This window comes from Nonomuraea sp. NEAU-A123 (assembly GCF_018603905.1).
Lineage (GTDB): Bacteria > Actinomycetota > Actinomycetes > Streptosporangiales > Streptosporangiaceae > Nonomuraea.
Genome location: NZ_JAHFZZ010000009.1, coordinates 207,622 through 231,333 on the forward strand (window position 1 = coordinate 207,622; position 23,712 = coordinate 231,333).

General features: G+C 68.9%; 23 protein-coding genes. 14 read left to right on the forward strand and 9 right to left on the reverse strand.

Annotation, left to right across the window (positions count from 1 at the left end):
* Positions 1-285: 285 nt before the first annotated feature.
* Genes rhaS through KLK06_RS28710 form a run of 4 tightly spaced genes read right to left on the reverse strand, consistent with a single transcriptional unit; the run spans position 286 to position 4,843 of the window.
* A complete protein-coding gene (gene rhaS, locus KLK06_RS28695; RefSeq protein WP_214638748.1) occupies positions 286-1,356 on the reverse strand; it encodes a rhamnose ABC transporter substrate-binding protein in 1,071 nt (356 codons plus the stop codon).
* Positions 1,353-2,309: an ABC transporter permease gene (locus KLK06_RS28700; protein WP_214638749.1), complete on the reverse strand. Its 957-nt coding sequence runs from the start codon at positions 2,307-2,309 to the stop codon at positions 1,353-1,355. Before KLK06_RS28700 ends, rhaS begins: the two co-directional genes overlap by 4 nt.
* Entirely contained in the window at positions 2,302-3,333 is a 1,032-nt protein-coding gene (locus KLK06_RS28705) for an ABC transporter permease (protein ID WP_214638750.1), read from the reverse strand. Before KLK06_RS28705 ends, KLK06_RS28700 begins: the two co-directional genes overlap by 8 nt.
* Positions 3,334-3,346: 13 nt before the next feature.
* The gene (locus KLK06_RS28710; protein WP_214638751.1) at positions 3,347-4,843 is read right to left on the reverse strand and encodes a sugar ABC transporter ATP-binding protein; all 1,497 of its coding nucleotides are present in this window, start codon (positions 4,841-4,843) and stop codon (positions 3,347-3,349) included.
* Positions 4,844-5,012: 169 nt separating this feature from the next.
* On the opposite strand from KLK06_RS28710, the gene KLK06_RS28715 reads away from it, so the two are divergent.
* From KLK06_RS28715 to KLK06_RS28745, 7 genes are all read left to right on the forward strand, one after another.
* Complete coding sequence (locus KLK06_RS28715) at positions 5,013-6,311, forward strand: rhamnulokinase family protein (protein ID WP_214638752.1); 1,299 nt, start codon at positions 5,013-5,015, stop codon at positions 6,309-6,311.
* Positions 6,311-7,315, forward strand: a complete 1,005-nt coding sequence (locus KLK06_RS28720) for a LacI family DNA-binding transcriptional regulator (protein ID WP_214639001.1) — start codon at positions 6,311-6,313, stop codon at positions 7,313-7,315. Before KLK06_RS28715 ends, KLK06_RS28720 begins: the two co-directional genes overlap by 1 nt.
* 32 nt (positions 7,316-7,347) lie before the next feature.
* The gene (locus KLK06_RS28725; RefSeq protein ID WP_214638753.1) at positions 7,348-7,842 is read left to right on the forward strand and encodes a hypothetical protein; all 495 of its coding nucleotides are present in this window, start codon (positions 7,348-7,350) and stop codon (positions 7,840-7,842) included.
* 35 nt (positions 7,843-7,877) lie between these two features.
* Positions 7,878-8,483, forward strand: a complete 606-nt coding sequence (locus tag KLK06_RS28730; RefSeq protein WP_214638754.1) for a cyclodeaminase/cyclohydrolase family protein — start codon at positions 7,878-7,880, stop codon at positions 8,481-8,483.
* A gap of 378 nt (positions 8,484-8,861) precedes the next feature.
* A complete protein-coding gene (locus KLK06_RS28735) occupies positions 8,862-9,689 on the forward strand; it encodes a bifunctional 5,10-methylenetetrahydrofolate dehydrogenase/5,10-methenyltetrahydrofolate cyclohydrolase (RefSeq protein ID WP_214638755.1) in 828 nt (275 codons plus the stop codon).
* Between the two features lie 292 nt (positions 9,690-9,981).
* On the forward strand, positions 9,982-10,659 hold the full coding sequence (locus KLK06_RS28740; protein ID WP_214638756.1) for a type 1 glutamine amidotransferase: 678 nt from the start codon (positions 9,982-9,984) through the stop codon (positions 10,657-10,659).
* Positions 10,656-11,204 (forward strand): 2'-5' RNA ligase family protein, encoded by a 549-nt coding sequence (locus KLK06_RS28745; RefSeq protein ID WP_214638757.1) that lies wholly within the window; start codon positions 10,656-10,658, stop codon positions 11,202-11,204. Before KLK06_RS28740 ends, KLK06_RS28745 begins: the two co-directional genes overlap by 4 nt.
* 138 nt (positions 11,205-11,342) lie before the next feature.
* Here KLK06_RS28745 and KLK06_RS60220 read toward each other — a convergent pair whose 3' ends face one another.
* Entirely contained in the window at positions 11,343-11,486 is a 144-nt protein-coding gene (locus tag KLK06_RS60220; RefSeq protein ID WP_250906164.1) for a hypothetical protein, read from the reverse strand.
* Between the two features lie 140 nt (positions 11,487-11,626).
* Positions 11,627-11,995 carry an ATP-binding protein gene (locus KLK06_RS28755; protein ID WP_214638759.1) on the reverse strand — a complete coding sequence of 123 codons (369 nt, stop codon included), beginning with the start codon at positions 11,993-11,995 and terminating at the stop codon, positions 11,627-11,629.
* A 249-nt stretch (positions 11,996-12,244) separates the two neighbouring features.
* Between KLK06_RS28755 and KLK06_RS28760 the strand changes: the two genes are divergently transcribed.
* Positions 12,245-13,525 (forward strand): helix-turn-helix transcriptional regulator, encoded by a 1,281-nt coding sequence (locus tag KLK06_RS28760; protein ID WP_308168508.1) that lies wholly within the window; start codon positions 12,245-12,247, stop codon positions 13,523-13,525.
* Positions 13,522-15,294 (forward strand): prolyl oligopeptidase family serine peptidase, encoded by a 1,773-nt coding sequence (locus KLK06_RS62520; RefSeq protein WP_214638761.1) that lies wholly within the window; start codon positions 13,522-13,524, stop codon positions 15,292-15,294. Before KLK06_RS28760 ends, KLK06_RS62520 begins: the two co-directional genes overlap by 4 nt.
* 7 nt (positions 15,295-15,301) lie before the next feature.
* Here KLK06_RS62520 and KLK06_RS28770 read toward each other — a convergent pair whose 3' ends face one another.
* Complete coding sequence (locus KLK06_RS28770) at positions 15,302-15,574, reverse strand: helix-turn-helix transcriptional regulator (RefSeq protein WP_308168491.1); 273 nt, start codon at positions 15,572-15,574, stop codon at positions 15,302-15,304.
* Between the two features lie 222 nt (positions 15,575-15,796).
* Here KLK06_RS28770 and KLK06_RS28775 point away from each other — a divergent pair, with 222 nt between their 5' ends.
* From KLK06_RS28775 to KLK06_RS28795, 4 genes are all read left to right on the forward strand, one after another.
* Entirely contained in the window at positions 15,797-16,429 is a 633-nt protein-coding gene (locus tag KLK06_RS28775) for a hypothetical protein (RefSeq protein WP_214638762.1), read from the forward strand.
* Between the two features lie 427 nt (positions 16,430-16,856).
* On the forward strand, positions 16,857-17,300 hold the full coding sequence (locus KLK06_RS28780; protein WP_214638763.1) for a hypothetical protein: 444 nt from the start codon (positions 16,857-16,859) through the stop codon (positions 17,298-17,300).
* Positions 17,276-18,034, forward strand: coding sequence for a hypothetical protein (locus tag KLK06_RS28785; protein ID WP_214638764.1), 759 nt, complete (start codon positions 17,276-17,278; stop codon positions 18,032-18,034). The genes KLK06_RS28780 and KLK06_RS28785 overlap by 25 nt, the downstream gene beginning before the upstream one ends.
* Before the next feature lie 571 nt (positions 18,035-18,605).
* Positions 18,606-18,902 (forward strand): hypothetical protein, encoded by a 297-nt coding sequence (locus KLK06_RS28795; RefSeq protein WP_214638766.1) that lies wholly within the window; start codon positions 18,606-18,608, stop codon positions 18,900-18,902.
* A gap of 352 nt (positions 18,903-19,254) precedes the next feature.
* On the opposite strand, the gene KLK06_RS28800 is transcribed toward KLK06_RS28795, so the two are convergent.
* Positions 19,255-20,478, reverse strand: coding sequence for an oxygenase MpaB family protein (locus KLK06_RS28800; RefSeq protein ID WP_214638767.1), 1,224 nt, complete (start codon positions 20,476-20,478; stop codon positions 19,255-19,257).
* Positions 20,479-20,643: 165 nt separating this feature from the next.
* Between KLK06_RS28800 and KLK06_RS28805 the strand changes: the two genes are divergently transcribed.
* Positions 20,644-21,306: a TetR/AcrR family transcriptional regulator gene (locus KLK06_RS28805; protein ID WP_374197160.1), complete on the forward strand. Its 663-nt coding sequence runs from the start codon at positions 20,644-20,646 to the stop codon at positions 21,304-21,306.
* Between the two features lie 753 nt (positions 21,307-22,059).
* On the opposite strand, the gene KLK06_RS28810 is transcribed toward KLK06_RS28805, so the two are convergent.
* Complete coding sequence (locus KLK06_RS28810) at positions 22,060-23,382, reverse strand: cellulose binding domain-containing protein (RefSeq protein WP_214638768.1); 1,323 nt, start codon at positions 23,380-23,382, stop codon at positions 22,060-22,062.
* Positions 23,383-23,712 lie beyond the last annotated feature (330 nt).

Consider the following 23,712-nt stretch of genomic DNA (forward strand, 5'->3'; position numbering starts at 1 on the left):
CCACCGCTCTCCTGGCACCTCTCCAAACGCCTAGGCGCCTCTCCAAACGCCTCTCCAGACACCTAGGCGCTTCTCCTGGCGCTTCTCCAGGCGCCGCGTCGGCGGGACGACGTGCGGCCGAGCCCGGCGCCCATGACGGCGCCGGACCTGGTTCACGGAACACGGCCAAGAACACGCACGTCACGGCGCCCAACCACCTCCACCGGAGGAGCATGCCCCTGGACAGGGACCAGCCCCGGTCGGCGGTTGGGGCCCACTTGGCCGTGCCGTAAAACAAAAGCGTCTTTAATAATCGAACTGGTCGATGTTCGCCGCGTCGAACGTGAACGGCGGACCCAGGATCACCTCGCCCTGCTTGCCGATCGTGCGCTCGCCCAGCTTGCCCGCCTTGAACGTCTCCCCCTCAGCCCCCGTGATCTGCCCCGACACCAGCGCCGCGGCGGCGTAGGAGGCCAGGTAGCCGAGGTCCTTCGGGTTCCACAGCGCGAACTTCGCCACGGTCTTGTCCTTGACGAACTGCCGCATCTGGTTCGGCGTGCCGAGCCCGGTGAGCACGACCTTGCCCTTGTACTTGGAGCCGGAGATGTACCGGGCCGCCGCCGAGATGCCGACCGTGGTCGGGGAGATGATCCCCTTCAGGTTGGGATAGGCCTGCATCAGGCCCTGCGTCTGGGTGAACGACTTCTGGTCGTCGTCGTCGCCGTAGGCCACCTTGACGAGCTTCATGTCCTTGTATTCGGGCTTGCCCAGCTCGTCCTTCATGAACTTGATCCAGGTGTTCTGGTTCGTGGCGTTCGCGGTGGCCGACAGGATGGCGATGTCGCCCTTGTTGCCGATCATCCCGGCCAGCAGCTTGACCTGACTGCGGCCGACCTCCTCCGAGCTGGCCTGGTTGATGAACAGGTCGCGGCACTCCGGCGCGGCGTCCGAGTCATACGCGACGATCTTGATGCCCTTGGCGCGGGCCTGCTGGAGCGGCCCGCAGACGGCGTTGGCGTCGTTGGCGGCGATGAGGATCGCGTCGTGGCCCTGCTGGGTGAGAGTGTTGATGTAGGAGATCTGCGACGAGGCCGACGCGTCGGACGGGCCGACCTCCTTGGCCTCGCCCTGGTACTCCTTGGCCGCCTCGATGCCCGCGTTGTCGACGATCGTCTCGTAGGGGTTGTTGATCGCCTTGGGCAGGAAGGCGAGCTTCAGCCCCTGCTTGATCGGGGCGTTCGGGTCGGCCTTGGCGGCCGACGAGGAGGCGGGCGCCGGCGCGGGCGCCGAGGTCACGCTGGACTTGGTCGTGCCGCTGCAAGCCGCTACGCCAAGAGCTAGGAGTGCGGTCACAGCGGTCAGGCGCATCGGGGTCATGGGGATCCTTTCAGAGCTGGCCTGACGAGCGAGACGAGACGGGGCGTGAGCACCGAGACGATGAGGAGCAGCCCGGTGACGATCGACTGGATCTCGGTCGAGACGTCGCCGAGCATGAGCAGGTTGCGCAGCAGCCCGATGAGCAGCACGCCGGCTATGACGCCACCGAGCGTGCCCTTGCCGCCGTCGAAGTCGACGCCGCCGAGGAGCACGGCGGCGATGACGGCGAGTTCGATGCCCACGCCGTTGTCGGCGCGGGCGGATCCGTACCTGAGGGTGAAGACGACGCCGGCGAAGCCGGCGACGGTGCCGGAGATCACGAAGAGCAGCAGTTTGACGCGCTTGACGCGGATCCCGGCGAAGAACGCGGCCTGCTCCTGCGCGCCGATCGCGTACAACGCCCGGCCGAAGCCGGTGGCGTGCAGGACCACGCCGACGATGGCGGCCAGCAGGACGAACAGGGCTATCGGGTACGGGATGGGCGTCCCCGGCACGTCGTTCAGGGCGAGGGCGGCGTAGTCCGGCGGGAACTGGGCGATCGCCCGGTCCCCGAGCACGACGTAGGCGAGGCCGCGATAGAGGGCGAGCGTGCCGATCGTCACGGCCAGAGACGGCAGCCCGAGCCGGGTCACCAGCAACCCGTTGACCAGCCCGCACACGGCCCCGGTCAGCACGGCGAGCGGGATGATCGTCTCGATGGCCATGCCGGCGTCCCAGAGCGAGCCGACCAGCGCGCTCGACAGCCCGAGCACGGAGGCGACCGACAGGTCCACCTCGGCGGCCACGACCAGCATGGTCATGGCCAGCGCGATGAGCGCGATCTCGCCCAGGTCGCCGAGCGCGAACGACAGGTTGTCGACGGTCGCGAAGCTCGGCGAGGTGAGCGAACCCGCGGCGAACACGGCGATCAGCAGCGCGCCGACCAGCACGTCCCAGCGCAAGACCCTAGCCATGACGGCTCCTGTTCCTGAGCAGACGGGCCAGTCTGAGGGCGAGCACCCGGTCGACGCTGATGGCCAGCAGGAGCAGCGCCCCGGTGATGGCCTGCTGCCAGAACGGGTTGACCCGGAGCACGACCAGCGCGCTGCCGATCGTGGTGAGCAGCAGCGCGCCGAGCGCCGCGCCGTACACGCTGCCGACGCCGCCGGTGATCGCGACGCCGCCGACCACGACCGCGCTGACCACGAGCAGTTCCCAGCCGTGCGCGGAGTCGGCGATGACCGTCCCGAACCTGGCCAGCCAGAGCACCCCCGCCAGCCCCGCGAGGCAGCCGCTGACCAGGTAGGCGACCAGGATCCGCCGCCTGACGGGCACGCCGGCCAGGCGGGCGGCCTCCGGGCTGGAGCCGATGGCGTAGAACTCCCGGCCGCTCGGGTACGACCGCAGGTAGTAGCCGATCGCCACCATGATCACCAGGGTGATGAGCGGCAGGTACGGCACCCCGAGCACGGAGCCGTTGCCCAGCGACAGCAGCCCCGGCGGCAGGTTGACCGCGTTGATCTGCCGGCCGTGGGCGATGTAGTGGTCGACGCCCTGGATCACGTACAGCGTGCCGAGCGTCACCACCAGGGCGGGCACCCGGCAGAAGCTGACCAGCAGCCCGTTGAGCAGCCCGCAGGCCGCGCCGATCGCCACGCCGAGCAGGACGCCCGGCACGATGCCCCAGCCGCCGGCCAGCAGGTCGCCGGTCACGAAGGCGACCAGGCCGACCACGGAGCCCACGGACAGGTCGAGGTTGCGGGTGATCACCACCAGGGACTGGCCGACGGCCAGCAGCGCGAGGATGGCGGTGTTGAGCAGGATGTCCTCGATGCCCTGCCCGGACAGGAAGTTGCCGTTGACGCTGGCCGTGACGCCGACGAGCGCGGCCAGCGCGATGACCAGGCTCAGCTCGCGGGCGCGGAACACCAGGTCGACGAGCCCTCGGGCGCTGCGCGCCGACGTCGTCTGCTCAGGCGGAGCGGTGGCGGTGGTCACGCGACTCTCCCCGTCATGCGGCCCTCCCGGTGGCGGCGTTCATCACGCTCTCCTCGGTCGCGTCGGCGCGCGAGATCTCGGCGGTCAGCCGTCCCTCGTGCATGACCAGCACCCGGTCGGCCATGCCCAGCACCTCCGGCAGGTCGGAGGAGATCATGAGCACCGCGATGCCCTGCCCGGCCAGTTCCGACAGCAGCCGGTGTACCTCCGCCTTGGTGCCGACGTCGATGCCGCGGGTCGGTTCGTCCACGATCAGCACGGACGGCTTCGTGGCCAGCCACTTGGCCAGCACGACCTTCTGCTGGTTGCCGCCGGACAGCACGCCCACCCCGTCACTGAGCCGCGCGAACTTGAGCCGCAACCGCACAGCCCAGTCCTTGGCCCGGTCCCGCTCAGCCTGCCGCGAGATCGTCACACCCCGGCGCAGCGAACGCAGCCCGGTCAGGCCGATGTTGCGCTCGATCGACAGCTCCATGACCAGCCCCTGCTGGCGGCGGTCCTCCGGCACCAGGGCCAGGCCCGCGCCCATCGCCGCCGTCGGGCTCCCGGCGGGCAGCCGGCGGCCGTCCACGGACACCGAGCCCGCGTCCCAGCGGTCCACGCCGAAGACCGCCCTGGCCACCTCGCTGCGCCCGGCGCCCACCAGCCCGGCGAGCGCGACGATCTCGCCCCGCCGTACCTGGAAGGAGACGTCGGTGAAGACGCCCTCGCGGGTCAGCCGCTCCACCTGCAGCGCGACCTCGCCGAGCGGGGCCTCCTCCTTGGGGTAGAGCGCGCCGAGCTCGCGGCCCACCATGCGGCGTACCAGGTCGTCGTGGGTGAGCCCCGAGACGGGCTCGCTGGCGATCCACGCGCCGTCGCGCAGCGTCGTGACCCGCTGGCAGAGCGAGAAGATCTCGTCCAGCCGGTGCGAGATGAACAGGATCGCGCAGCCGTGCTCGCGCAGCGCCTCGACCACCGAGAACAGCCGCGCCACCTCGTTGCCGGACAGCGCGGCGGTCGGCTCGTCCATGATCAGGACGCGGGCGTCGCGGGAGAGGGCCTTGGCGATCTCGACGAGCTGCTGGTCGGCGATGGACAGGCCGCGCGACGGCTGCTCGGGGTCGAGGGCGACGCCGAGCCGCTCGAACAGCTCCCGCGCCTGGCCGTGCATCGCCTTGCGGTCGATGCGGCCGAGGCCGCGGCGGGGCTGGCGGCCCATGAAGATGTTCTCGGCGACGGACAGGTCGGGGAAGAGCGTCGGCTCCTGGTAGATGACGGCCACTCCGGCCTGCTGGGCGTCGGCCGGTCCGGCGAAGACGACCGGCTCGCCGTTCAGCAGCACCTGGCCGGTGTCCGGCCGGTGGACGCCGGCGAGGGTCTTGACGAGGGTCGACTTGCCCGCGCCGTTCTCCCCCGCCAGAGCGTGCGCCTCACCGGCGAACAGGTCGAGCGAGACCTCGCGCAGCGCTCTGACCGCTCCGAACGACTTGCTGACGTTCGCGAGCGCGAGTGTGGGGGTGACACTCATGCATCCCTCCGGACAACAAACGTTTTAATAGCGACGAACCCGGAATCTAGGCGCTGGACCAGCAGTCGTCAATGCCTTCACCCCGCTTATGGCGTCTTTGTGATTGTTACGTTTTAATCAGGGGGTGCGATTCACTGCCGTTGACCTTGGCGCCTCCAGCGGGCGAGTCATGAGTGCCGACGTATCGGCCGACAGCGTGCGGCTCGTGGAGGAACATCGCTTCCTCAACCGGCCCGTACGCGTGGCCGGGACGCTGCATTGGGACATCCTCTCCCTCTACCAGGGCCTGCTCGACGGGCTGCGCAAGGCCGGGCCGGCCGAGTCGGTCGGCATCGACGCGTGGGCCATCGACTACGGCCTGCTCGACCGTGACGGGGCGCTGATCGGCAACCCGGTGCACTACCGCGACGGCCGCACCGAGAAGGTCACCGAGCGGATCGACCCCTACGAGGTGACCGGGCTGCAGTTCCTCCGGTTCAACACGGTCAACCAGCTCGCCTGCGACCGGCTGGACCGGGCCGAGACGATGCTGCTGATCCCCGACCTCCTGGGGTACTGGCTGACCGGCGAGCGCTGGGCCGAGCGCACCAACGCCTCGACGACCGGGCTGTACGACGTCACCAAGCGGGACTGGGCCTGGGAGCTGATCGCCCGCCTCGGGCTGCCAAGCCGGATTTTCCCCGAAATTTCGGATGGCGGCGTGGCGGCGCTGCGGTCCGACGTGGCCGCCGAGATCGGCTACACCACCTCCCTGGCCCAGGTGGGCTCGCACGACACCGCCTCGGCCGTGGTCGGCGTGCCCGCCACCGGCGACCGCTTCGCCTACATCTCCTGCGGCACCTGGTCCCTGGTCGGAGTCGAGCTGCCCGCCCCCGTGCTCACGGAGGAGAGCCGCCTGGCCAACTTCACCAACGAGGCCGGCATCGACGGCACCACCCGCTACCTGCGCAACGTCATGGGCCTGTGGATCCTGCAGGAGTGCCTGCGCGTGTGGGACAACCCCTCGCTGGAGTCGTTGCTCGCCGCCGCCGCTGAGGCCAGGACCGACGCCGTCATCGATCCCGACGATCCGTCGTTCCTGCCGCCGGGTGACATGCCCGCCCGGATCGCGGACTACTGCGCGCGTACCGGGCAGACGGCTCCAGAGGATCGGGCGCAGGCCGTACGATGCATCCTGCAGAGCCTCGCCCTCGCCTACCAGCGGGCCGTCGCCGACGCCGTCCGCCTGAGCGGGCGGCCGGTCGAGGTCGTCCACCTGGTGGGCGGCGGATCGCGTAACGCGTTGCTGTGCCAGCTCACCGCCGACGCGACCGGCCTGCCGGTCGTCGCGGGGCCCGTGGAGGCGGCCGCCCTGGGCAACGCGCTGGTCCAGGCGCGGGCCCGCGGCGTGGTCGGTGATTTGGCCGACATGCGAGATCTGGTACGACGAAGCGAGAGCCTGCGCACCTACGAGCCACGGGGGCAATGATGACGACGGTGAGCATCAAGGACGTCGCGGCCCGGGCCGGGGTGTCGCCCGGCACGGTGTCCAACGTGCTCAACCGTCCGGAGAAAGTGGCCGACTCCACCCGGATCCGCGTCGAATCGACGATCAGGGAGCTCGGCTTCGTCAGGCACGGCTCGGCGTCGACCCTGCGGGCCGGCCACAGCCGGACCGTCGGACTGTCCGTGATCGACATCGGCAACCCGTTCTTCACCGACGTGGCCGCCGGGGTGGAGGACGTGGCGAGCGAGCGCGGCTACGCCGTCATCCTCGGCAACTCCTCGGGCAGCCGGATGAAGGAGGAGCGCAACCTGCTGGTGTTCGCCGAACAGCGGGTGCGCGGAGTGCTCATCACCCCGTCCGACGAGGACCCGGGCCGGCTCGACCAGCTACGGGGGCGCGGCATCTGCGTGGTGCTCGTCGACCATCCGGCCGAGCGCTCCGACCAGTGCGCGGTCGCCGTGAACGACGTGACCGGCGGCTCGATGGCCGTCGCGCACCTGCTGGACGGCGGCGCGGGCAGCCTCGGCTACGTCACGGGACCCGCCGTGATCCGGCAGTGCCAGGACCGCAAGCGCGGCGCCGAGCAGGCGATGGCCGCGGGCGGCCGCGACCCGCGCGAACTGCTCGAGGTCGCGATGCCCGCCATGACGGCGAAGGCGGGCCAGCAGGCGGCCGAGAAGCTGCTCGCCGAGGGGTCGCTGCCGGACGCGCTGTTCTGCGCCAACGACCTGCTCGCGCTCGGCATGCTGCGCGGCCTGCTCCAGGCGGGCGTACGGGTGCCCGACGACGTGTCGCTGATCGGGTACGACGACATCGACTTCGCCTCGGCCTCCACGGTGTCGCTGACCTCGATCCGGCAGCCCACGTACCAGCTCGGCCGGGTGGCCACCGAGCTGCTGCTCGACGAGTGCGACAACCCGGCGACGCACGCGCACCAGCAGATCATGTTCCAACCTGATCTCGTCGTGAGGGAGTCCACGCGGTAGGTTGTGGCGCAAACCGACAAACGGGGTTGATCATGCCAAATGGTGCCCGTCATGCGCTCGGGGTGGTCGCGGGACTGCTCCTCCCTCCGTTGATCGCCGTCGGACTGTTCTACGGCGTCGATCAGGTCAGTCGTAATTACCAGCAGTTCATGGTCTCCTGGGTCGGGCTCGGGGTGCTGCTGGTCTCGGGGGTCCTGCTCACGTTCCTGCTCAGCTCGCGGCTGTCGCCCGTCGCCTCGCTGGTGGGCGGGCTGGAGTTCACCGCGTTCGGCGTCCTGCCGTTCCTGGACATCATCGGACTTCATCTGATCCCCGATCGACTGTTCGGCGATGTGCTCTGGTCCGGGTTCCTGACTGTGGCCTACACCGGGCTGCTGCTGATGTTCGGCGTGATGCTGCTGGTGAGCTCGGCCTTCCCGTCCCGCTGGCGGACGACCCCGCGCGCCGTCCCGGCCGGACCCGTGTACGGGGTGATCCCGCCGTACCAGGGACCGGAGGACGCGACCCGGCCGATCCACCGCGATTGATCGTCGACGCGGGCGTGGCCTGGCAGAATGCCGCCATGCGCGACTCCAGGATCGTCGATTTCCTCGCCCAGCTCGCCGCCCACACACCCGCGCCGGGCGGCGGGGCCACCGCGGCGCTGCACGCGGCACAGGCCGCCGCGCTGCTCGGCATGGTCGCCCGCTACACCACCGGCGAGAAGTACACCGACCACGCCGAGGCCATCGTCACGCTGATCGCCGAGACCGACACGATGCGCGCACGGGCGCTGCGGCTGCTGGAGGAGGACGCGGTGGCCTTCACCGCGGTGAGCGACGCCTACCGCCTGCCGAAGGGCCCGGAACGCAGCGCGGCGATCGCCTCGGCCCTCGTCGGCGCGGCCGAACCACCCGCCAGGGTCGTCGAAACGGCCACGCGCCTGGTCGAGCTCTGCGAGCAACTGCTGCCGATCGGCAACCCCAACGTGATCACGGACGTGGCGGCGGCCGCCGACGCGGCACGCGCCGCACTCACGACCGCACGGGTGAACGTCGAGATCAACCTGAGCGGCATCAAGGACGAAAAAGCCCGCGACACGCTCCGCACCCGCCTAGCCGACGTGGACGCCACAGTCGCCCGAGCGGACCAGGTGACGGCCACCGTCCGCGAGAGCCTCACCACGTGACCGTCCACCTTCCCGATCTACGCCCTCAGGACGCGGCCTATCCGGACGCGCCGCATGCGTACGACCTTGACGCACGCCACCCAAGCGCACTCCCGGTCCCGCGCCACCCGAACGCGCACCACCTAGACCTCCGCCACCCAACCGCGCTCCCACAGCCGCGCAACCCAAGCGCACTCCCGGACCCGCGCCACCCGAACGCGCACCACCTAGACCTCCGCCACCCAACCGCGCTCCCGCACCCGCGCCACCCAGGCGCGCACTACCTTCGACCCGCAACCCCCGAGTCCACGCCCCTGGAAGCGCGCCCACCGCCATGCGCGCCACGTTGTGCGGGGGGGACGGTCACGGGGTCGCCGGGGCGTACGAGAGGATCGACGGGTGAAGACGCTGACGGGTAAGGAACTGGCCGCCGCCATCAGGGCGGAGACGGCGGAGCGGGTGGCGGCCGGGCCGCAGCCGAAGCTGGCCGTCGTGGTCGCGACCGCAGACGAGGCGAGTCTCTGGTACGTACGGTCGATCGCCAAGGCCGCCTCAGGCGTGGGCATCGCCTGCGACCTCGCCGACCTGGGCCCTGGCGCCACGGCCACCGGCATCCGCGAGACGCTCGAACGGCTCAGCGCCGACCCGGGCGTACACGGCGTCATGCTGCAGACCCCGCTCCCCCCGGGCGCGTCGGCGCAGGAGCTGGCCGCCGCCATCGACCCGGCCAAGGACGTGGACGGCGCCAACCCGCTGTCCCTGGGCCGCCTGGCCGCCGGGCTGCCCGCGTTCGCCCCGGCCACCGCGGCCGCCGTGCTGGCGCTGCTCGATCACTACGGAGTCGAGCTGGCGGGCCGCCGGGCCGTGGTCGTCGGCCGTTCGACCGTGGTCGGCAAGCCCCTGGCCCACCTCCTGCTCGACCGGAACGCGACAGTGACCGTCTGCCATTCGCGAACCCGCGACCTGGCGGCCGTCACGTCCACGGCCGAGGTGCTGGTCGCGGCCGTCGGGCGGGCCGGGCTGATCGGGGCGGAGCACGTGGCGCCCGGCGCGGTCGTCATCGACGTCGGCACCAACCCCACCGAAGACGGCGGCCTGGCCGGCGACGTGGACTCCGCCGCAGTCACGGACCGAGCCGGAGCACTGACGCCGGTGCCGGGCGGCGTCGGCCCGGTGACGACCGCACTCCTGCTGCGGCACACCGCTCAGGCGGCGGACCTGATGTGAGCGGGTGGACGACCGAAAATGCCGACACCGGAAGGTGACGTGCCAGACGGCCGGAACCGCGCCCTGGAGGACGTCGACGCATCCGGCCCCAGAGAGCGTTGATGCGTGACGTACCAGAAGGCTCCGGAACGGGTCGATGCGTGATGTACCAGACGGCCCGGGAGGACGTCCGATGCGTGACGTACCAGACGCCCCCCGGAGGACGTCCGATCCGTGACATGCCAGACGACCCCGAAGGACGTCCGATCCGTGACATGCCAGACGACCGAGATAGCGACGCTGGAGGGTGTCGATGCGTGACGTGCTGATCGTGCAGAACAGCAGGAGCGGCGGCCCCGGCCGCCTAGGCGGCTGGCTGGAGGAGGCGGGGCTGCGGCTCGACGTCGTACCCGCCTATGACAGCACCCCGCTGCCCGCGCGGCTGTCGCACGGTGCCATGATCATGCTGGGCGGCGGCTTCCTGCCGAGTGACGACGACCGGGCACCGTGGCTGGCCACGGCCAGGAGCCTGGTCGCGCAGGCGCTGGATGAGGGGGTGCCGCTGTTCGGCATCTGCCTGGGCGGGCAGATGATCGCCGAGGTCGCGGGCGGCGAGGTGACCCCTGACGCGGGGGCCCCGGAGAACGGCAGCCTTCCCGTGACCCTGCGGCCCGAGGCGGCCGACGACGTGCTCTTCTACGGCCTGCCCGAGGTGGTGCCCGCCATCGAGCACCACATCGACGCGATCACCGCCTTGCCGCCGGGGGCCGCCTGGCTGGCGCAGACCACGGACTGCCCGTACCAGGCGTTCCGCGTCGGGGAGCTGGCGTGGGGGGTGCAGTTCCATCCCGAGGTGCTGCCGGCGCGCATCCGCGAGTGGCGGGTGGACGGTTTCGACCCGGACGCGGTCTATGCCCAGGCGGTGGCCGACGAGCCGGTGTCGACGCCGATCTGGCGCGAGGTGGCCACCCGCTTCGCCAAGCTCGCATGAGCGAGGCTCGGGTGACGGGCCGCTACCCGGCCGGGCTCACGGCGCTGGTGGTGCCGGTGCCGGAGGCCGAACCGGTTGTGGGCCGCTGGCGGGCGGCGCTCGATCCAGCCGCGGCGTACGGGGTGCCGGCGCATGTGACGGTGATGTACCCCTTCCTGCCGCTTGATGCTGTTGACCGGGAGGCGCTGGCTGAGCTGTTCGCCGGGTATGCGGCGTTCGATGTGGTGTTCGCCAGGTGTGCGCGGCTGCCCACGTTGCTGTATCTGGAGCCAGTGCCCGGCGAGCCGTTCGTCCGGCTCACGCACGCGGTGACCGGGCGCTGGCCGGAGGCCCGGCCGTACGGAGGCAAGTACGAAACGGTGATGCCACACCTTTCGATCGGGTACGAGAACGACGGCGCCGCCCTCGACGAGGCGGGGACGGCGATCGAGCGAGGGCTGCCGGTCACGGCGCGGGTGGGGGCGGTCCAACTGGTGGCGTACGACGGCACGGTCTGGCAGGTGGTCGAGGACTTCCCGTTGACGGCGGCAGGCTCGCCTCCCTAGGCACACATCAGGCCACCGACACCGCACAGGCGCGTCAGCTCACGTACGGCCTCTCGCTCTCTGACCCGTCAGCTCACCTACGGACTCATAATCCGTGGGTCATGGGTTCGAGTCCCACCCGCCCAGGCACAGACGAACTCACCGAGCTGCACCTCTGAGCAGCGCCCCCCAGACCCGCTCCGCCTCGGCCGCCATCGTCCACGCCGTCTCGTGGATCACGCCATCGGCGGAACGCCGGACGAACGCCAGCCCGCCCGCGACGCAGAACTCGTACCAGGGCACGCAATGACTGCACGTGTGCCGGCGCACCCGAACCCGCCCGCACCGAGCGGCCGGGCTCATCCATGCGAGCTGCTCGTGACCCCTCCGGAGAGGGGCCACGTGGAGGCCGTGACACCCCTCCAGCGGGTCCTGGACCCCGCTCATCGCCGACCCTCCGTATGAGGCAGCGCGAACCAGGTCGCCTTGCCCGCCAGTCCAGGGCACGTGGCGAACCCCTGCGGGAGGCAGCCGTACAGCCCGGCTGACAGCTCCGCCACGATCAGCAGTCCCCGGCCGTTCTCGGCTTGAGTGTCCGTACTCCGCGGCTTCGGGCGGGCGGCTCCTGCGTCGACCACCATGCAGACCACTTCGACCGGATCGACCCGTACCACCAGCTCGTACGGCGCGTCACCGTACAGAACCGCGTTGGTGACCAGCTCGCTGACCATCAGAACGGCGTCCTCCACGAGATCCCGCTGCAGACCTATCAGCAGGAGCGCGCGCCGGGCGAGGTTCCGGGCGTCACCCACCGCCCGAGCGTCGTCGCGAAGCCGCCAGACCATGCTCTGACCAACAGAGCTTGAGTGCTCCGCCACAGCCGTCTCCGCCATGTTCACTCTCGCTTTCGTCCACACAGGCGCCACGTAGCCATCAACGGATCGACGACATCGGTGACCACAGCGACAATTCCGGGAATCGGGCCTGTTTAACGTGCTGACAGCACATCGCAACGCCTGATTTGCTTGCAACGAGCAGCAAAGACAACGGAAGGTACACGGGTGACTACACATAGAGAGCAGAGTCGCGGACGCCCGGGGAAGGAACTCGACCCGGGGGCGTCCCTCCTCTCCGCGCTCGGTGCCAAGCTGCGTGAGCTGAGGAAAGCGCGCCGCCTCACGCTGATGCGGCTCTCCGAGATGACCGGCTACTCCTGGCAGCATCTGGGTGCGGTGGAACGAGGCGATGTCACTCCCTCTGAATCCGTGATCAACTCGTGCGACTCGGCCTTGGGAACCGGTGGTCTCCTCTGCGGCATGCTGCCGGGCGTCATCAGAGAGCAGGCTCACGTACGGCACAGCAACGAGGCAGCCCGCCGGGCCGGATGCGCAGGCTCAGAACTCCTGGCGGACTGGGGACGGCTCCTAGCTTGTAGCAATAAAGTCTCGACGATCACCTCTGCCGTGGTCGACGACGTCGAGGCCATCACCGCACACCAGCGCCACCTCTACCACGAACTGACCTCCGCGCAGATGCTGGCCTCGGTCGACGGGCATCTCGGCGTGCTGCTCTCTCTCCTCGGCACGCCCTGTACCGAGTCTCTCCGCCGACGCGTCGCCTCCGCTGCCGGAGAAGCGGCCGGCTTCTCCGCCTGGATCTGGTACGACCTGGGTGACCACTACAAGATGACACATCGCTATGCGACGGCGGCACACGCGCTGGCCGAAGCTCACAACCTCGGCCTGCGTGCGTACGTGGTCGCATATCAGGCCCTCACCGCGGACGCCGCCGGACGCACCGATGACGCGATCCGGCACGCGGCGACGGCGCTGGACATGGCATGCCGCACGGTGAGCGCGGTGACGATGTCATGGTTCCACTCCGTACATGCCACGACCCTGGCTCGTGCGGGCAAGGGCAAGGAGGCGCGCGTGGAGTTGGGGCACGCGCACGACGCCATGGACCTCGCCGGTGAAGCCCGCGACGAGTGGATGTACCTCTTCGATCGCCAGCGCCTGCTGGGGTATCAGGGCGCCTGCCTGTTGACGCTCGGGGACCCGCTCGGAGCGGTACAGGCTTTCGAGGAAGCCCTCGATGGAGTGCCACCTGCTTGCGTGCGCCGACGGGCCGAGATCAGCGTGGATCTGGCAGAAGCCCTGGCACGCCGGGGAGAGACGGAGGAAGCCGTCCGGATCGCGCGGGAGGCGGCCAGCGTGCTCATACAGCGCGGCTCGGTCTCCGGCGTCGGGCGAGTGAAGCAGTTCCGGGATCGGATGGCGGCTGACGGCCACGCGACTGCGGTTCGTGATCTGGATGAGTTCGTCCGATCGTGGAAAGGGTGAGCCGGGTTACGGCGGATCTCGTCGCGCATGCTGCCGTGTCCTTCGACGCGCTGCAGTCGGTGGGCGACACCGTCTACTGGATCGAGGGCAGGCCGGAGGGCGACGTCCTGGTCAGGTGGTCTCCGAGGGCCGGTCGGCGGGATGTGCTGCCGAAAGGCTGGCATGCCGCGTCCTACGTGCACGAGTACGGAGGGGGCGCGTACGTCGCCGACTGGGGTGGGATGTGGTTCTGCAACGCTGCCGACCAGCGGATCTACCACTGTCAGGAGGGTCGGACTCCTCTCCCGGTGACGCCCGTCCCCGAAACGCCTCACGCGCTGCGCTATGCGGACCTGCGGCTGATTCGAAAGGTTGGGAGGCTGGTATGCGTCCGCGAACGGCACGAACCCGACGCCGTCCACAACGAGCTCATCTCCTTGCCGATCGACGGCTCAGCCGAACCTCGGGTCATCGCCTCTGGGCGTGACTTCTACATGTCCCCCACGCCGAGCCCGGACGGCCTGCTCTTGGCATGGGTGTCGTGGGACATCCCGTTGATGCCCTGGGACGGCTCCTGGCTGTGGCTCGCCGAGATGAAGCCCGATGGAACGCTCGTGAACCGGCAGCTCATCGCGGGAGGCGAGAACGAATCGGTCTGCCAGCCGCAGTGGGGACCCGACGGGGTTCTGTACTTCGTGTCTGACCGATCAGGCTGGTGGAACCTGTACGCGTGGCGAGACGACGAATGCGTTCCCGTAGTCAGCGGAGAATTCGAGCTCGCCGCCGCCCCATGGGAGTTCGGCTATCGAACGTACGCCGTACAAGAGAACGGGATCATAGCCATTGTCCAGCAAGGACCCGAGCACTACCTCGCCACGTGGTCGCGAAGCGGGGTCATGAACCGGGTCGCGATGCCGTACACCTCGATGAAGCCCTACATGGGCGTGACCGGGAAGGATGTCATCCTGATCGCCTCCAGCCCCAACAGGCTTCCGGAGATCTCCAGAGTAAGTGCGGAGGAAACCTCGATCAGTACGCTCGCGTCGGCGGGGTGGTCAGAGGGGCGCCGCTCGTTCTCCCAACCACAGCGTTTCACGTTCCCCACCCGGGACGGGGCTGTAGCACACGGGCTCTACCATCCTCCAGCGACCGCGACCAATCAGCGCTCGCCTCTCCTCGTCCGAGCGCACCCAGGGCCCACCTCGAATTGGCCGCTACGGCTGGACCTCCACGCCCAGTACTTCACCAGCCATGGGTTCGCCGTCGCGGACATCGACTATCGCGGGAGTACCGGATACGGACGCGCATACCGGCTTCAACTGCGCCATCGCTGGGGCAGGATCGATGCCACGGACTGCGCCGATGCCGGCCTTCACCTAGCGGCGGCGGGGCTGGCCGACCGCGACCGGATCGCCATCTGGGGCGCCAGCGCGGGTGGATTCACGGTGCTGTCCGCGCTGTCCTCGACAGAGGTGTTCCAAGCCGGAATAGCCAGATCCGCGATCATCGACCCGAATGCCTGGGGCCAGGGCGCGCCCAAATTCCAGGCACATCACGCGGCACTCCTGGCAGGCCATCTCGACGATTTCGTCTCCACGCGCCCACTGCTCTTGATCCATGGAGATGCGGACCCCGTCACTCCCCTCAATCAGGTTCGCGCACTCTCCGACCGGAATCCTGACATCACACGTTTGATGGTCATTCCGGGGGCCGGCCACTCGTTCCGCCGGGCAAGAGACATTGCGCGCATTCTCGCCGCTGAACTCGACAGCCTTTTTCCCCTGCTGTAACCGCCATTCAGGTCAAGACCGCTATCTGACCTGCCTTCCGAAGCGGGTGAAGACGAACGCCGAGACGCAAGTCAAGGGCCTCGGCGAGACATTCCAGCATGGGGATGGTGGGCATCGTGCCGCCAGCCTCGAACCGCGCCACAGCTGGCTGCTTGAGCCCGGCCCGCCCTGCCAACTCAGCCTGGGTCAGACCGAGCGCTTCGCGGCGCCTGCGTACGGCCGCGCCCAGGTCGAAGCGCAGACGTGCCGCCTCATACGCGGCTCCGCCACCCGCCGCCACGAGGGTGAGCCCGAGTTGCCTAGGAACAGCGCCGCGCTGCGTGGAGCCGGGCAGCGAGTGTCCGTCCGCCGATCCGCAACACGCCCGCCATGTCAACTTAGCGTAATGGTATAGTCACCGTCAGGCGACGGTCGTGGACCTCGACCACGAATGTGAGTCCTTCAGCTGACGGTCAACGCTGACTCACCATGCGGGCATGCCGGGCAGACTCGAAGGGGACACATGGGCTTTTGGGGCACCTACATCGTGGCGCGTGCGAACCAGCCGCTGACCGGGCTCCCGGCGCTGCGGCACTCGGCGGCCAACGCCAGCTGGCACTGGCAGGGACCAGACCGATGGCGTGCCGTGCAGGTCGACCGCGGCCCCGCTGGCTGGGACTCGCCGACCCTTCCCCACGCCTGGGACGGCCTGCTCACAGGACTGATGCAGCAGGCAGGACACCCGGTCCTGGCAGCCGTCATCAAGCACAGCGAGGGCGCCCAGCTCCTCGGCCGCAGCCCCGTGGCCGGCCACTGGGGCGGCTGGCTCATGGCCGACGGCATCACTTGGCGCTCCCTGCCCGCCGACGGACCGGCCCGGTCCTGGGACGAGAACGGCGAGCAACATGCCGAGGACCCCGCCGAGTACCAGCGACGCCGCCAAGCGGCCCTCGACCACCTCTACACCGCTGCGGGGCCGCCCGGCTCCGCAGCCGTACCATCAGCCCTCGCATGGGCCAGAGAAGCCGGCCTCACGCCCGACCCCGCCGCCGTAACCACCGCCCTGGACGCCAAAGGCATCTTCGCCGAGGACGTGCTCTTCCAACTCCTAGCCGCTCTCGGCATACCAGGCCTCCCCACCGGGTACCACAACTAGCCGTATCTCCGACTTGACAGCCCACTCCCGCCACTTAACTACGTGGCCTTGGCCCCTACGGCCCCCAGCACCACCACTACATGCTGCCCCCCAGCGAGCGGCTCCCGCAGGCGCGCGAGCTCATCGAGATGGACCGTTACTTCGTACTGCACGCGCCCCGGCAGACCGGGAAGACGACCACACCAGGCACCCTGGCCTCCGAGCTGAACACCCAGGGCGACACCGCCGCCCTGATGTTTTCCTGCGAGAGTGCCAAGGCGGCCGGCGACGACGTCGGCTGGGCGGAGTCGCTTCTGCTGGATTCCCTCCGCGAGGCTGCCGAAGGGTCGGGATGGCCGGAGGAGGGCCGGATCTCTGGCCGCAGTCCTCCCCGGGCAGCCGACTCCGTGCGGCGCTGCGTGAGTGGCGTCGCCGCTGCCCACGCCGGGTGGTGCTGTTCCTCGACGAGATCGACGCCCTGCAAGGCAGCAGCATGGTCAGCATCCTCAGTCAGCTCCGCGACGGCCACAACGTGCGGCCGAAGGGGCGTCCGTTCCCCGCGTCCGTGGTGCTGTGCGGGTTGCGCGACGTGCGTGACTACAAGGTCGCCTCGGGCGGCGCACCCGATGGGTCGAACCCGGCCAGCCCGTTCAACATCCTTGCTGACTCGCTACGCCTGGGTGACTTCACCGCCGACCAGATCGCCGAACTCTACGACCAGCACACCCAGGCGACCGGCCAGGAGTTCACCAAGGACGCGGTGGAGTGGGCCTTTGAACTGACCCAGGGACAACCCTGGCTGGTCAACGCCCTCGCCGATGAGATCATCACCGAAATGGGGGTGACTGGCACCTCACCGCCGAGTCGGTGGAGGACGCCAAGGAGCGGCTGATCCGGGCCCGCGCCACTCACCTGGACTCCCTGGCGGCCCGGCTGCACGAGCCCCGGGTCAAGCGGGTGATGGAACCGATCGTGGCCGGCGGCCCCTACACTGACCGCAGCAACTCCGACGCCCTGTCCTACGCCCGTGATCTGGGCCTGATCACGCAGAAGCCCCCGCCGCAGGTGGCCAACCCGATCTACCGGGAGGTCATCCTGCGTGTGCTGGGCGACCTTACGGAACAGAACATACACGCCGACCCGCGCAGCTTCGTGCTCCCCGATGGCCGATTCGACCTGCCACGCCTGCTGGAGGAGTTCGTCGTGTTCTGGCGCGAGCACGGCGAAGTCCTCATTCAGCAGGAGGGATACCACGAGGCCGCCTGCCAGATCATCCTCATGGCCTTCCTGCACCGCCTGGTCAACGGCGGCGGCTATCTCGACCGTGAATACGCCGCCGGCACCAAACGCCTGAACGTCCTCGTTCGCTGGCCGTACAGCGGCCCCGACGGTGGGCGGCTGATGCAACGCGAGGCCATGGAACTGAAGGTGTGGCGACCCGGCGCCGACGACCCGAAGCCTGAGGGTCTGGCCCAGCTCGACCGCTACCTCGACCGGCTGACCTTGCCCACCGGCGTCCTGGTCATCTTCGACCGCCGCCCCGAAGCGTCACCCTGGAAGGAACGCGGCGCTTTCGAGCAGGCGACCACCCCCTCCGGCCGCCAGGTCACCGTCCTGCGTGCGTGAGGGGTGTCCTGACTCGGTGAATGTGCTGTCATGCAACCCCAGAAAGCCTCTGGCGCACCTGCTGCTCGACCGGAACGCGACGGTGACCGTCTGCCACTCGCGCACCCGCGACCAGGGCTGCCGGTCACGGCGCGGGTGGGGGCGGTCCAACTGATGGCGTACGACGGCGGGGTCTGGCGGACGGTCGCGGGCTTCCCGTTGGCAGCGACGGATCCGCCGGTCTAGGCACACGTCGGACCACCGACATCGCGGGTGAACTCGTCGGGCGCTCGCCGGCAAGAGACTGGGGTCGACCCCGCTTGGTGGCGTAGGTCCGCTTTCTTTCCTCACCAGCCCGCGATGCCAGGCGAGCAGCGTGCCGGGCGTCACGATGCGATGCGGGCGAAGGCGAGCGGGTAACAGCCCCACCGATCGCGGCGTGTGCGGTGCGGCCTGTCCGAGGTACGGCCCGACGCCGATCCCGCCGTCGCCCATCGAGCCGTTCGCGGTCTTGACGACGCGGGGAAGGCCAGCCATCTTTCTTTAAGAAGCTTTCCTGAAAGTGCACTGCCCACCTGCTGGAGGACAGCGAATGCGCACGAGAAAGCCTGCGGCTCTGGCCGCCACAGCCCTCCTCACCGCCGCCCTCGTCGGCATCGCCACCCCCGCTCACGCCGCGCCCACCGACTGCTCCACCGGCCGGGACGGCAAGACCGTCTGGGTTTACTGCAGTGGCGGCTACGGCCAATACCGCGTGAGCATCTACGTCATCAACCCCCCGACCGGCTCCTGGCCCGAGTACGGCCCCTGCGTTTACCCCGGGCAGCGCTCGGAGTACACCCCGTACCACAACTACTCCTTCCTCGGGCCAGCGGTCGCCTACTGCTGACAGGGCCGGGGCCGCCCAGAGTGGCGTTCGATGGCCGGCACCCATCGATAGGGCGGCCTCCAGCACCTCGTCGCCGCGTTCGATCTCGGCGACGCCTCCATGTCATCCTCCAGCGACGGCAGCGTGACCAGGGCGGACCTGATCATGTGCATGTCTTCGGCGATGACTACCCGGATCGCAGGGTTCCCTCGGGTACTTCGAGGGACAGCCGGTACCGGCCGTTCCGGACGACGGTGGCGTAGGTGCCGGACACGGCGCGGGCGCGTTCGCCCGCTCCCGAGAGCCCGGAGCCGGGGGCTCACCGGCCGGTGGCGGCTGCCTGGTCGGTGCAAGCGGCACCCCTGGACCGTGATCAGCTGGGCCGGTTACCCGTCGGAATCACGATCTTGGCTTGTGCCCCCTTGGTGAGGTAGTACGTGGTCCACTTCTTGACCATCTCGTCGAGGAGCCAGGCGGCGGCGGGCACCAGCGGCAGCCCGATCAGACCTTCCCGGAACCGCACCAGTAGCGGCCACGCGGTCTTGACCACCGGGTCCCACAGCGGCTCGCGCCGGACGCCGTTCCAGTCGGCCACCTGCTCGCCGGTGAGGTACCTGGCGAACGCGTTGACGAGAGGCTTGTCGACGCCGCCGGGGCTGGTCAGCTCCGCGAGCATGTCCCGCAGGATGGCGTTGAGCTCCACCCCCTCCGAGGTCGGCCCCATGTTCCTGGGCAGGACCAGATCCGACTGAGTGTAGGAGGAGTCCCAGGTGGCGGGGAGGAACTCGTCCCTGATGCCGAGCATGTGCCCCAGCATCTGCACCGAGTGCAGGTACGCCGCGGCCTCAGTGGAGGAGATGCGTACCTGCCATTCCCGCATCCCGCGCATGGAGTAGGTCGCCAGGGTGTGCCACGTGACGAGCATGTCCTCCTGGCTGATCGGGATAGGGCCGGACCAGTGGGGAGACGACTTCAGCAGGTGCCGCACCGCCGCGTGCACCAGCCGGGTCTTCACAGCCTCGACCACGGCCGTGCCGCCGGGACCCCAGGCGTTCTGGGGTCTGACCGCGTACGCCAGGATGTTCGTCTTGGCGATCCGGTCCTTCAGATCCGCACCGCCCGCGGAGTAATAGACAGCGCGCGCCTCCTTGGGGATGGCGGTGGCCAGCATCCCGGCGCCGACAATGGTGAGGACGACGATGTAGTTCCCCTTGAGCGCGTGGAACCGCGCCGCGGCGTCCAGCTTGGTGGGGTCGGCCCACGGCGGCAGCTGACGCGCCTGCTCGATGAAGGCCCGCAGATCCTCCGGCAATCCCGCGGGCAGGGGCTGGTCGTTGCGGTTCCAGTCGTACAGCAGCCGGTTGACCTCGGGTATGGCACCGCGGTCGAGCAGGGAGGCGAGGAGCGGATCGGCCACGTCGTCCCACACCCATCGAGGGTCGGCGCCGCTGCCGGAACCCGCGATCGAACCACTGGCCGGCCAGCCCCAGTCGCCGGACAGGGAATCCGCCTGGGCCGGGGAGGCCATCCCTAACGCGCCGAGCGCTCCCAAGGCGGTGCCCGAGATCAGTACTTCGCGCCTGCTCAACTCTGCCATGCTCCGCACTCCTTCGAGGTGGGGTTCTGCTCAGGGCATGCGAGAAATGGTTTTGATACTGAGAAACAAGTCATGAATCTGTGTATCATCATCAGAGCACAGTGTGACGAGCATCACAAGACCGCGTTTGAGGCAGAATCTCTACAGGAGGTGGTCGTGGAATCTGTGCTGTCCGGATTCGTGACGCCGTCGGACTCTGATTCGTTGCTGGAGCGCGCCTATGTCGATGCCGTCGAGCGTGTCGACGACAGCGACCAGCTACGGGCGCGCATCCTCGACGCGGCGTACGAGCAGTTCTGCCGGATGGGCATCAGGCGCTCCACCATGGAGGACGTCGCCCGACTGGCGAAGGTGTCGCGGATCACGGTCTACCGCCGGTTCGACACCAAGGACACGCTGATCGAACATGTGGTGCGCCGGGAGTTCCGCCGCTATTTCGACCAGTTCCTCATCGACATAGAACAAGCCGGCACCGCTGCCGACAGAGTGGTGCTGGGCTTCGTGACCTCGTTGCGGGCAATTCGCAGCAATCCGCTGATCGGCGGACTCATCGCCACGGAACCGGACCTGCTCGTCCCCTCCATGATGGCCGACGGGGGCCAGACCCTCGCCACCGTGCGGCATTTCGTGGCTGGCCAACTCCGCAGCGAGCAACGCGCGGGCAACGTGTCGAGCGGCCTCGACGTCGACCTCGTGGCCGAGATGATGGTGCGGATCTCCACCTCTTTCCTGACGATCCCCAGCGCCGTCGTCAACCTGGATGACGACGAGCAACTGGCCGCGGTGGCCCGGCGATTCCTCGTGCCCATGCTGGAGCCACCAGCCTGAGCTTCAAGACCACAGGTCAGAGCCGTTGTGACGGCATTCGACGCGGTACAGGGCAATCTGTTCAGTGATCGGCTCTGTCCCGTGATCCGGAGGGGCCGCGACAGGTGAGGGGACAGGTCCTGGGAGACGGGGAAGCCGCTGCCGAAGCTGCTGCCGTCGGCCGGTTGGTGGAAGGGGACGACCTTCCATCCGTCGGGCGTGGACCAGTGGTCGCGGTTCTTCCAGACGACCGAGCGGCCGTCCACGGCGAGGTCGAGATCGTGAGGGGAGGACTCACCCCAACGGTCGTACGCGTCCAGGAGCGCGAGCCGCGCCATCTCGGGCGCGGGCTTGTCGCCGGCCACCGCCCCGCCGATCTGCTGGAACTTCTCGGCCTCCCCCTCCGGGTACCAGCCCTCACGAACCGCCTGCTCGGCGTTCACGCTGTCAGACGCATAGACGCCGAGGCTCCTGACGAACATGTTGGGTGAACGCACACGTCCTTTGTTTGGGTCTCGGAATATGCGTACTCCGGCCTTTCAAAGAAAGAACCGGGAAATAGACCGGCGCGCCGCCAGAGGCAAGGATAGGGTCGGCTCATCAAATAGGGCAAGATCATGGTCAGCGACATTCCGTGATCGCAGCCGAACGGAACGTGTTTAATTTTGGTAATGCGCCCTCCCGCTCCACGTCACGGCATTTCCGAACGCAATACGGATGACGGAAGAACGGCGCCGGGCCTCGCCATTCGGCTCAGGCCCGGCGCACGTCGGCTCAGGCGGGCACTTTGGTGCAGACGGTGTTGTTGAGCTTGAACTCGGCCGGCATGGAGTTCGTCCCGGTGCCGGTCGCCGAGAAGCCGAAGCTCTGGCTGGAGCCGGGGCCGATATAACGGTTGTTGGTGGCGTCGCGGGCGGTCACCTCGGCGCCGGTCTGGACCACCGTGGCGTTCCAGGCGGTCGTGATCTGCTGGTTGCCCGACCAGGCCCAGGTCACGGTCCAGCCGTCGATGGGGGTCGTGCCGGTGTTCCTGATGGTCACGCTGCCGTTGAAGGCGCCGTCCCAGACGCCGGTGGCATAGGCGACCTCGCAGGACGTGCCCATCTTGAGCCCGCCGCGCAGGAAGGTCGCGAAGTTGGCCCAGGTGGGATTCAGCGTGCCGGTGCCGACGCTCTCGCCGCAGTCGGTGGTGGTGCGGACGGTCTGCAAGCCGTAATGGGCGGGGTCCATGATCTGGACCATCAGGTGGTCCGCAGCGGGCACCGAGACGAACGTGGCGTCACCGCACTGAGCCTTGATCCTGTCGTAGAGCAGGACGCTCTGCCCGTGCGGCACCAGGAAGTCGGCCTGGCCGTGCAGGAACATCAGCGGCGGGTCGTTGGCGTCGGCGTACGTCATCGGATTGGCCTGGGCCACCGCGGCCGGGCACGTCTGGATCGGGCAGCCGACCAGGAGGGATTCCGGGGAGGCGGGAGAGTTGTGGTCCAGCCCGCCGGTCGGCAGGTTCTGCGCGTTCATCTGCAGGAAGTCAGTCGGGCTGTAGAAGGCGATCCCCGCCTGCACGGCGCTGGAGACGCCGGTCGTGCCGACGGTGCCCTCCAGCGCCGCCACGCCGCCGGACAGGGTCGCCATCTCCGTCAGCCAGCCGCCCGAGGATTCGCCCATGATCGCGAAACGATCAGGGTCGAGGTTGTACGTGGCGGCGTTCGCACGCAGCCAGCGGATGGCCGCCTTGATGTCGTGCACCTGGGCCGGGAAGACGGCTTGGGAGCTGGACCGGACGCTGACGCCGGCCACGGCGAAGCCCAGCGGGTTGAAGACGGCCGCGATCGTGTCCGCTTCGGTCTTGCCGTTGTCACCCGTCCACGCCGAGCCCTTGTGCCAGATCAGCAGCGGCCGGGGCGTGATGCCGGTGGACGGCAGGTAGAGGTCCAGGAGATGCCCCCTGCTACCGGCCGGTTGTGCGGGCGCGTAAGCGATGTCGGTGATCGCTTGCATGGCGTGGGCCGGCGGCGCGAAGGCTGCCGGCACACCGACGGCGGCCAGCACGGTCATCGCCACGCCGACGAGCATGGCCGTGCGGGTTCGAGCTTGCATGGTGCGACTCCGGTCAGTCGGATGATCGCCGCTTCCCCGGTGGCCGTCCGTGTCTCCTGTGACGGCGGGGCAGCCGCGATCAGCACGCCGACCGTAGCGCCTGCGAGAACGAACGTCCCGCTCGAGTGCCGTGGCTCACATCGATATGGACGGGGAGACGATATGGCACGCAAGTAACGATGGTCAAAGGCTTCGCCGCATCGCGCTAACCGACCAGTAAAAGAAGCATAAAACGTACTTTATGGGCAGATAGAGCGACGACAGGCTCAGATCATCCGTGGCACGCCCAGGCAGCCAGAAAAAGCGACCCCAGGAAGTAACTGCGGCCTT

Excerpts from the sequence above, each read along its gene's own strand:
- KLK06_RS28775 (WP_214638762.1), top strand. The coding sequence starts at position 15,797 with ATGGGCTTTTGGGGCACCTACATCGTGGCGCGTGCGAACCAGCCGCTG.
- KLK06_RS28720 (WP_214639001.1), top strand. The coding sequence starts at position 6,311 with ATGACGACGGTGAGCATCAAGGACGTCGCGGCCCGGGCCGGGGTGTCG.
- KLK06_RS28740 (WP_214638756.1), top strand. The coding sequence starts at position 9,982 with ATGCGTGACGTGCTGATCGTGCAGAACAGCAGGAGCGGCGGCCCCGGC.
- KLK06_RS28715 (WP_214638752.1), top strand. The coding sequence starts at position 5,013 with ATGAGTGCCGACGTATCGGCCGACAGCGTGCGGCTCGTGGAGGAACAT.
- KLK06_RS28710 (WP_214638751.1), bottom strand. The coding sequence starts at position 4,843 with ATGAGTGTCACCCCCACACTCGCGCTCGCGAACGTCAGCAAGTCGTTC.
- KLK06_RS28745 (WP_214638757.1), top strand. The coding sequence starts at position 10,656 with ATGAGCGAGGCTCGGGTGACGGGCCGCTACCCGGCCGGGCTCACGGCG.
- KLK06_RS28810 (WP_214638768.1), bottom strand. The coding sequence starts at position 23,382 with ATGCAAGCTCGAACCCGCACGGCCATGCTCGTCGGCGTGGCGATGACC.
- KLK06_RS28700 (WP_214638749.1), bottom strand. The coding sequence starts at position 2,309 with ATGGCTAGGGTCTTGCGCTGGGACGTGCTGGTCGGCGCGCTGCTGATC.
- rhaS (WP_214638748.1), bottom strand. The coding sequence starts at position 1,356 with ATGACCCCGATGCGCCTGACCGCTGTGACCGCACTCCTAGCTCTTGGC.
- KLK06_RS28800 (WP_214638767.1), bottom strand. The coding sequence starts at position 20,478 with ATGGCAGAGTTGAGCAGGCGCGAAGTACTGATCTCGGGCACCGCCTTG.
- KLK06_RS28725 (WP_214638753.1), top strand. The coding sequence starts at position 7,348 with ATGCCAAATGGTGCCCGTCATGCGCTCGGGGTGGTCGCGGGACTGCTC.
- KLK06_RS28730 (WP_214638754.1), top strand. The coding sequence starts at position 7,878 with ATGCGCGACTCCAGGATCGTCGATTTCCTCGCCCAGCTCGCCGCCCAC.
- KLK06_RS28795 (WP_214638766.1), top strand. The coding sequence starts at position 18,606 with ATGCGCACGAGAAAGCCTGCGGCTCTGGCCGCCACAGCCCTCCTCACC.